This is a genomic window from Corynebacterium sp. UBA4397, assembly GCF_002390965.1.
Lineage (GTDB): Bacteria > Actinomycetota > Actinomycetes > Mycobacteriales > Mycobacteriaceae > Corynebacterium > Corynebacterium flavescens.
The window spans coordinates 25,847-34,454 of sequence record NZ_DGRD01000051.1; the positions used below are offsets into that span (position 1 = coordinate 25,847).

Sequence of the window (8,608 nt, forward strand, 5' to 3'; positions counted from 1 at the left end):
AAAGCTTCGCCCTCTAGCTCAGTTGAGCCTGCGGTTTGAGGCAAGGAGGAATATGTGCAGAGACGCCAATTCTGTGGATAAACGCGAGACGACGGCTTTTTATCCACAGCTTTCGGGGGAACCGGGGACTTAAGTGTGGAAGTACTCGGCTTAATCAGGTAGGACGAAGTCTGGCTTATCCAGCTCTTCGATATTGACGTCCTTGAAGGTAATGACCCGCACGTAGCGCACGAAGCGAGCGGAGCGGTACATATCCCAGACCCATGCATCGGACATGCGGACCTCATAGTAGACATCCGCGCCAGAGGTATGGGGGATCAGCTCGACGGCATTGGCAAGATAGAAGCGACGCTCAGTCTCAACCACATAAGAAAACTGGCTGACTACGTCGCGATACTCGCGGTACAGGGACAGCTCTACTTCTGCCTCGTAGTTGTCGAGTTCCTCAGCGCTCACGGGCACTACCTCCGCTCTTTAGGGATAACGAGCTATAGCCTAACCCCCTTGCGCGAGCGCCGGCGCTAGGCGCGCGCGAGAAACTCCGCGTGGGCTTCGGCCACGTTGCGGTAGCTCAGTCGGTGCTGCGGCGACGCCCCAAGCCGTGCAATGGCCGCGCGGTGCACGGCGGTCCCATATCCCTTGTGGCCAGCCAATCCATATCCGGGGTAGCGCGCGTCAAGCTCAGCCATGATCCGGTCGCGGGAAACCTTGGCTAAGACGCTCGCGGCGGCGATGCACCGCGCAGCGCCATCGCCGCCGACAATCGGCAGCTGGGGAAGGCCGACGCCGGGGATGAAGAGGGCGTCGCTAAGCACATAATGCGGCCGAGTGCCGAGCTGAGCCACGGCGCGGCGCATGCCTGAAATATTCGCGTGCTGGATGCCGTGCTTGTCGATGTCGCGGGCCCCAATGTGGAGCACCGCCCAGGCCACCGCCTTGTCCTGGATGATAGGAAAAAGACGCTCCCTAGTGGCAGGGCTGAGCTTTTTGGAATCTGTCAGGCTGGCCAACTCCGGTATTATCCGCTCCGGCAAAATGCACGCAGCGATGGTCAGCGGCCCGCAGCAGGCGCCTCGTCCGGCCTCATCAACGCCGGCGACTGGCCCCAAACCTGCCTTGGACAGTGCCACCTCATAGGTGCGCAGCTGCTTAAGACGCCGCATGAGAAATGTCCGGGCTTTCGACCTTCCCCATGCGCGAGAAAGGCAAGACTACAGCCTCGACCTTGCCGCGGATATTGGACGTGGGAACGGTGCCCTGGAGCATGTCCCCCAGGTGCGCGCGCGAGTCCAGCGAATTGCTGCGATTATCCCCCATAACCCACACGCTATCGGCGGGAACCTCCACTGGGCCGAAGTACGTCCCACCGCACTGCTGCGAACCCGCAGCCTCATCCACAGGAATCTCCGGCGGATCAAGCACATAGTCTTGGGAGATGGGCTGACCGTCAACCATGACTGCCCGGTCCCCTGCCTGACAGCTCACCACTTGTCCACCCGTGGCAATGACCCTCTTGACCAGTATGTTTTCCCCGTTGGACATAAGGCCGATCCCCGCCATGAGGTTCTGCACGCCGCGCAAGAGCACATTGTCGGAGCGCTCGACGCTGAATGAATTATTCCAAGAAGCGGGACCCTTGAATACCACGACGTCACCCGGGCGCGGATCAGAAAAGTAATAGCTTATCTTCTGCACAGCGATGCGGTCGTTGCTGCAGCCGGCACAGCCGTGCAACGTGGGCTCCATCGAGCCGGAGGGAATGACGTACATGCGCCCCACGAAAGCCTGGATGAGCACGAGGATGACAAAGCCCGCGGCGATTGGTCCAAGAAAGTCGCGCGTACGCACGCCCTCGCTTTTAGGAGGCCTGGATGTCTGGGTCATCGACCCCGCCGATGCGGTTAAAGGGGTAGAACACGAACATCACCTTGCCACGCACATTGGCCACGGGGATGGTGCCCTGGTACTCATCTTGCATGTGATAGCGCGAATCTGCCGAGGCGGTGCGGTTATCCCCCATCACCCAGATATTGCCCTCAGGCACGGTGATAGGGCCGAAGTACGCGCCACCACAAGACTGCGAACCGGTGGAAGGATCGACGGGATAAGTCGGCGGGTTCATCACATAGTCTTGGTTAATGGGCTTGCCGTCCACCATCACGGCTGGGTCCCCAGCCTGGCAGGAAACAACCTGACCGCCCGTGGCAACCACGCGCTTGACTAGGTTGTTCTCATCCGGCGGCGCCAAAGAAACAAAACTCAGGGCGTCTTGGATGCCATGGATGACCGGATTCTCACTGCGCGGCGAGCGATAAGCAGTGTTCCAATCCTCTGTGCCCTTGAATACCACGACATCACCTGGGCGGGGGCTCTTGTCACCGTAATAGGAAATCTTCTCTGTAAAAATCCTATCGTTGGTGCACCCTGTACAACCGTGCAGCGTGGGCTCCATGGAGCCGGAGGGGATGACGTACTGCCGACCGATGAAGTTCTGAAAGAGCCCCACGACGACGAGAACCGCCGCCACCACCAGAAACGTTTCTACCAACCACGGTAGCTGTTTTTTCTCTTTAGCGGAGTCGGTTGATTTCTCGGATGCTGCACTGTCATCGTTCACGCGAAACATCCTAGCAACTGCAGCGCCGCTAATCGGAAAGACCAGCGCTTCGTGCGGGAAATTCCCCGGAATCTGACAGCTTCATCAGTGCACTGCCTGCCATTTTCCCAATTGAGAATCTTTGCACGCAGCAACAGCGAGAACTAGGCCGACGTGTTCACGTTAAAGCCAAAAGAACCACCGAAACTGGGGGTCAAAAGAGTTGATGGAAGCGCGTGTTTTCCTTAGCTGGTCGCCCTTATGGGCAGCAACATGGGACCAGAATTCAAGGTTCAACCTGCGCTGAATAGAGAAAAATCCCCACCCCGCCGAGGACGGCGAGGTGGGGAGATGCGGAAACGCGCGCTGGATTAGCGGCGCTCCTTGAGGCGAGCCTTCTTGCCGCGCAGATCGCGCAGGAAGTAGAGCTTCGCGCGGCGAACGCGACCGTGGCGAACTACCTCGATGGAGGCGATGTTCGGGGAGTGAACCGGGAAGGTACGCTCAACGCCGATACCGAAGGAGACCTTACGCACGGTGAAGGTCTCACGGATGCCGGAACCCTGACGGCGGATGCACACACCCTTGAACAGCTGGGTACGCTCGTTGTTGCCCTCGATGACCTTGACGTTGACGTCAAGGGTATCGCCGGGGCGGAAGGCGGGAATATCGTTGCGCAGCTGGGCTGCATCGACCTTGTCGAGAATGTTGCTCATTGCAATTTCCTTTTCAATTTGAGACAGAGGACCCTAGCGCCATCCCACAGAGGTGGAACAACTAACCGGTTCGTGCCCGTTTCATAGAACAAAGCCATTGTGCCAGCTTTGGGGTACTTCTCAAAATCTGAAGGTACCCCTTCGGGACTGTTGAGCTAAACGAGCCCTAGCGTTGCCCCAAACATGCGCTAGTGGCCGAACCCGGCCTTCTTTAGCGCCTCTGCGAGCGAGCCACCTGCCAGATTCGGGCTCTTTGCGCTCGCACGCTGCCGCCGCGCACCCGCGCCCTGGTTCTTCTTGCCCCGCTGGCCGCCCGGTGTGCGCTCCCCCGCGCCGCGGGCTTGTCGCGGCTTGGAAAGAGCCTGACCGGGTTCATCGTCGAGGCGCAGGGAGAGCCCAATGCGCGCACGCTCGGTGTCTACCTCCATAACCTTTACCTTGACTACCTGGCCGGATTTGACCACCTCGTGGGGATCCTGCACGAACTTCCGGCTCATGGCCGAGACGTGCACTAGTCCGTCTTGATGCACTCCCACATCCACGAAGGCGCCGAAGGCTGCCACGTTTGTCACCGTGCCCTCGAGGATCATTCCCGGAGTGAGATCCGAAATCTTGTTGACGCCCTCCTTGAAAGTGGCTGTCTTGAACTCTGGGCGTGGATCGCGCCCCGGCTTGTCCAGCTCGGAGAGGATGTCAGTGACGGTGGGAATGCCGAAGGTCTCATCCGCGAAGTCCGCTGGGTTGAGGTTTCCTAACACTCGCGAGTTGCCGATGAGCTCGGCCACCCCGCAGCCTGCGGCCTTGGCAATGCGGTTGACAACCGGATAGGCCTCAGGGTGCACAGCAGAAGCGTCGAGCGGATCCTTGCCGCCGCTGATGCGAAGGAAGCCGGCCGATTGCTGAAAGGCCTTCGGCCCCAACCGCGGAACCTTCTTGAGCTCCTTGCGCGAGGAAAACACGCCGTTCTCATCACGGTAGCCCACAATATTGGCAGCGATAGTGGAGTTGATTCCGGCGACCCGCTCCAACAGTGGCACCGAGGCGGTATTCAGATCCACGCCGACCCCGTTAACCGCATCCTCCACCACGCCGTCAAGGGAACGGGCGAGGGAGGTCTGGTTGACGTCATGCTGATACTGGCCCACACCGATGGCCTTCGGATCAATCTTCACCAGCTCCGCCAATGGATCCTGCAGACGCCGTGCGATAGAAACCGCGCCACGCAAGGAGACGTCCATATCCGGGAACTCTTCTGCGGCCAGCTGAGAGGCGGAATAAACCGATGCGCCGGCCTCCGAGACCACAACGGGCGTAGGACGTGCGCCGCCCGCACGCACGAGGAGTTCTGCGACTTCTCCCGCCAGCTTCTCCGTTTCCCGCGAAGCGGTTCCGTTGCCAATGGCCAGCAGATCGACGGAGTTCTCAGCGCAGATCCCAGCGAGTTTCTGCACCGCTTCGGACCAGCGATTCTGGGGTTGATGCGGATAGACCACGACGGTATCGAGTACTTTGCCTGTGGAGTCAACCGCCGCGCACTTAACGCCGTTGCGATAGCCGGGATCAAGCCCCAGAGTTGCCCGCTGCCCCGCGGGGGCGGCCAAAAGGACATCGCGCAGATTCGTGGCAAAGACCTTGAGTGCTCCTTCTTCTGCGACCTCCTTCAAACGCATACGGGTATCGAGTCCGGAGGAGATATATAGCTTGGTGCGCCAACCCCAGCGCACGGCTTCCGCCAACCATGGTGAGGAGGTGTCCAGATCAAAGCGCTGGGCAATCATCCCCTCGTAGAGTTCATCCTCTCCCGCATCGAGGTGGAGCTGCAGCACGCCTTCGCTCTCCCCCCGCAGGAGTGCCAGGATGCGGTGCGAGGGAAGATCCGTGAAAGGCTCGGAGAATTCGAAGTAGTCCTTGAACTTCGCCCCTTCCTTTTCCTTTCCTGCCACGACGCTTGCTTGCATGGAACCGCTGGAAAACATCTTCTCACGCACGGCGCCGACGAGGTCAGCATCCACGGCGAAGCGGTCGATGAGGATCGATCGCGCCCCTCCAAGGGCCTTCTTTTCTTCTGCAAAACCCTCGCTGAGATAAGCGGAAGCCAAGACATGTGGGTCTGCCGTTGGATTGGAGACGAGCTCATCAACCAAGGGCTCTAGTCCCGCCTCCCGCGCAATATCAGCTTTGGTTTTGCGGCGTTTTTTATAAGGCAAGTAAAGATCTTCAAGGCGAGCCTTGGTTTCGCAACCCATGATGGCCGCTCGCAGCGCGTCAGAGAGTTTTCCCTGCTCCTCAATGGCGGCCAGGATGGTCTGCTTTCGCTCTTCGAGCTCCCGCAGATAGGCCGCCCTCTCTTCGATGGTGCGCAGCTGGGAGTCATCGAGCCCGCCGGTGGCTTCCTTGCGGTAGCGGGCAATGAAGGGCACGGTGTTGCCCTCCGCCAGAAGCTCCAGGGTGGTCTCAACCTGAGATTCCTTGACACCTATCTCGGTGGCAATGATGGCTGCAATCTTCACAAGAAAAATCCTTCACTCTTTCATTCGGACTCACCCAACCTACCCCACTACCTAGACACCAAAATCCTCTCCCCCTTCATCATTGCGGAGGAGAGGAAGCAAGCCCGGCACGCATTCAAGGCCCACGCCTGGTGACTAGTAGATAGATACTGAGGCGTTGTCACCACCCGAGCAAATGACGCGGGAAACAGAGCCGCCACAGCTCATCGTGTAGTTTCCGCCAGTGGCCGGCGAATAGGCGCTCACTGTGACATAGCGCGAACCGGTCGAGACATAGCTTTGCATAAAAGCCTGATAGACGTTCTGCGCAAATCCCGCAGAGGTATTACTCGTCCGTGCGGAGTATTGCGTGTAGTCATTCCAGGACACTCCGCCCGCAGCCGGTGCAGGCGAGCCTTGCACGGGAGCAGGGGCCGGGGCCGGTACTGGTGCTGGTGCTGGGGCAGGCTTTTCCACCGTGACCGTCTCGGTTTCTTTTTCTTGTGCCGCCGTAGAGGCACCAGCAGAAGACGCAGTCGCTGCGCTAGCCGGGGCGGAAGTACCCCGCGCAATCTGCGCGCCAGACTCAGACTGCGTCATCGCAATTTGTTCGGCCCGCGGGGAGGAGGTCAATCCGCTGCCCCAGTTGAGGGCAAAGACCACGATGGCTGCGACCAAGACCACCACGGCACCGACCACGCCGACAATGATGGGAAGCGAGGAACGCTTGTTGCCTGCCGGCTCACCCGTCCATGCGGCGGCTTCGGCGACGGAGTAATCGGGAGCAAAGTTGTGGGGAGTAGACATGTGAGGTACCTTCTTCTGCTGAGCACGTGAATGAGAGAAAATCGAGGTCACAGCCATGAACTAGGTTCTTGTCTGTGCGATGTCACCTACTCTAAAACGCCTCTGCACGCCCCAGCACAAAAGTGGGGAGCACTCCCCTTTTCGCAATCTCCCCGCAGGGCTCTTTAAGCGCCTCCGCGCTCCTTTTCCAAGAATTCACGGTCGCTGCGGCTTAGCTCTGCGCTCTCTAGCAGCTCGGGTCGGCGCTGCGCGGTGCGCAACAAGGACTGCTCGTGCCTCCACCTATCCACGCGTCCGTGGTCACCAGAGGTAAGCACCTCCGGCACCGACAGGCCCCGCCACTCGCGCGGCTTGGTATAGCTCGGCCCTTCCAAAAGCCCGTCGGAGAAAGAATCCTCCTCGTGGGAACGCTGGTTCCCCAACACTCCGGGGATAAGACGCACAACAGCCTCAGAAATCACCAGCGCGGCCACCTCCCCACCGATGAGGACGTAGTCCCCGATGGAGACCTCCCTCACGCGGTAGCGCTGGGCGGCATCCTCGATGACGCGCTGGTCGATGCCCTCGTAACGCCCGCAGGCAAAAACAACGTGCTCCTCGCGCGACCACGCGCGGGCATCCGCCTGAGTAAACGGCGTTCCCGCAGGAGTAGGGACGATGAGCAGCGGCAGGTTTTCTTCCAGCTCCTGCGCAACGCCTTGTGCTGGGGCACCATAGGGCTGGGCGACGATCCCTTCAACCTCATCGTGGCGCGGCCGGTTGAGGTGCGGTAGCGATGAATCCAGTTCGCGCGTGGCCGTGCGCCCCGCGGCGACATCGTCCAGCGCGGGGCCCCATACCTCCGGCTTCATGACCATGCCTGGACCCCCGCCATAGGGAGAGTCATCGACGGACTTATGCCCATCATTGGCCCACTGCCGCAGATCATGCACTCCGACCTGGAGCTTGCCCTGCTCAATAGCCTTGCCCAACAGGGCGTGGCGAAGCGGATCGAGGTACTCCGGGAAGATGGTGACGACATCTATCCTCATAGCTCGAGCAGCCCTTCCGGCGGGGTAATAACGCAGATGCCTTCCGTGAGGTCTACCTCGGGCACGATCTCCTCCACGAAGGGAATGAGCGCCGCCTTGCCACCCTCAAGCTCCACCTCGAGCAGGGATTGCGTCGGTCCGTGGGTGACACCCGTGACTTTTCCTATATCTTGCCCTTCGTGCATCACACGCAGGCCCTCGAGCTCATGATCGTAGAAGCCGTCATCATCTTCTGACTCCAGTGGTGGCGCGAAGAATTGCGTGCCACGCAAACCGTCAGCCTGAGTGCGATCAGGAATCTCCTCGAAAGAGACGAGCAAGCGGCCCTTATGCGGGCGCACTGAGGCAACCGTCAGTTCGTGGGACTTGGCCCCTTGCCGGCCGTGCAGCACCTGCCCGATCGCAAAACGGGCCTGTGGGTCTTCGGTGGTGATGTCCACCGATACCTCGCCCTTGATTCCATGTGATTTAGTCACGCGACCGATCATTAATTCCATGGCAGGAATCTTAAACGCTATAACGCTCCAACAAGTAACGAGCCGAGACAACGCCGTTAAAGCCGCTCTTCCGATTTTGGAGTGCATTGGTTTTGTTGGTCGGTTGTCCTCCGCTTGGGCCCAATCCTTCAGGATAGGCCGGATGGCCTTGCTCCCGCACTGCCTAATTCTGGTTAGGCGGCCCAGCTGTGGATAACTGCGTCCGGCGCGGGTGAGTTTTCCACAGTTTCCTTACTGGGCGCGGTTGGGGATTGTCGCACCGCTTGGCGGTGCCTTAGCGTGGCGGTCATGGGCTTGCAGGAGTATTTTGCACAACTTAGCCGAGGTGTTGACCTCGTAGCTGAGTGCTCGGGGCTTTCTGCCCCGGACCTCGAGAAGATGGGGGCCAGTGCGCAGGATGCCGCCGAGCTTACAAGCCTGCACGCCATCTACTTCGGCCCCACACCCTACAGCGGCAAGCAACGCTCGGCCG

The 8,608-nt window shown here is 59.9% G+C and carries 9 protein-coding genes and 1 pseudogene; 1 reads left to right on the plus strand and 9 read right to left on the minus strand.

Features of this window, described 5'->3' with window-relative positions; genetic code table 11:
• Positions 1-150 precede the first annotated feature (150 nt).
• The 9 genes from B2696_RS10580 to rimM all read right to left on the minus strand — a co-directional run bounded on the left by B2696_RS10580 (position 151) and on the right by rimM (position 8,136).
• Positions 151-456, minus strand: a complete 306-nt coding sequence (locus tag B2696_RS10580; RefSeq protein WP_075731191.1) for a DUF2469 domain-containing protein — start codon at positions 454-456, stop codon at positions 151-153.
• 65 nt (positions 457-521) lie between these two features.
• Positions 522-1,163, minus strand: coding sequence for a ribonuclease HII (locus B2696_RS10585; RefSeq protein WP_075730037.1), 642 nt, complete (start codon positions 1,161-1,163; stop codon positions 522-524).
• Positions 1,150-1,884, minus strand: a complete 735-nt coding sequence (gene lepB / locus B2696_RS10590; protein ID WP_286955311.1) for a signal peptidase I — start codon at positions 1,882-1,884, stop codon at positions 1,150-1,152. Before lepB (B2696_RS10590) ends, B2696_RS10585 begins: the two co-directional genes overlap by 14 nt.
• Positions 1,859-2,626, minus strand: a complete 768-nt coding sequence (gene lepB, locus B2696_RS10595; protein WP_075730039.1) for a signal peptidase I — start codon at positions 2,624-2,626, stop codon at positions 1,859-1,861. The genes lepB (B2696_RS10590) and lepB (B2696_RS10595) overlap by 26 nt, the downstream gene beginning before the upstream one ends.
• A gap of 341 nt (positions 2,627-2,967) precedes the next feature.
• The gene (rplS, locus tag B2696_RS10600; RefSeq protein ID WP_075730040.1) at positions 2,968-3,312 is read right to left on the minus strand and encodes a 50S ribosomal protein L19; all 345 of its coding nucleotides are present in this window, start codon (positions 3,310-3,312) and stop codon (positions 2,968-2,970) included.
• Positions 3,313-3,500: 188 nt separating this feature from the next.
• Positions 3,501-5,822, minus strand: a complete 2,322-nt coding sequence (locus tag B2696_RS10605; RefSeq protein ID WP_286955314.1) for a Tex family protein — start codon at positions 5,820-5,822, stop codon at positions 3,501-3,503.
• Between the two features lie 135 nt (positions 5,823-5,957).
• A complete protein-coding gene (locus B2696_RS10610; protein WP_075730042.1) occupies positions 5,958-6,608 on the minus strand; it encodes a hypothetical protein in 651 nt (216 codons plus the stop codon).
• A 164-nt stretch (positions 6,609-6,772) separates the two neighbouring features.
• Positions 6,773-7,639 (minus strand): tRNA (guanosine(37)-N1)-methyltransferase TrmD, encoded by an 867-nt coding sequence (trmD, locus tag B2696_RS10615; RefSeq protein ID WP_286955317.1) that lies wholly within the window; start codon positions 7,637-7,639, stop codon positions 6,773-6,775.
• A complete protein-coding gene (gene rimM / locus B2696_RS10620) occupies positions 7,636-8,136 on the minus strand; it encodes a ribosome maturation factor RimM (RefSeq protein WP_286955319.1) in 501 nt (166 codons plus the stop codon). Before rimM ends, trmD begins: the two co-directional genes overlap by 4 nt.
• Before the next feature lie 288 nt (positions 8,137-8,424).
• Here rimM and B2696_RS10625 point away from each other — a divergent pair.
• A pseudogene (locus tag B2696_RS10625) lies at positions 8,425-8,608 on the plus strand (HNH endonuclease); the annotation flags it as partial.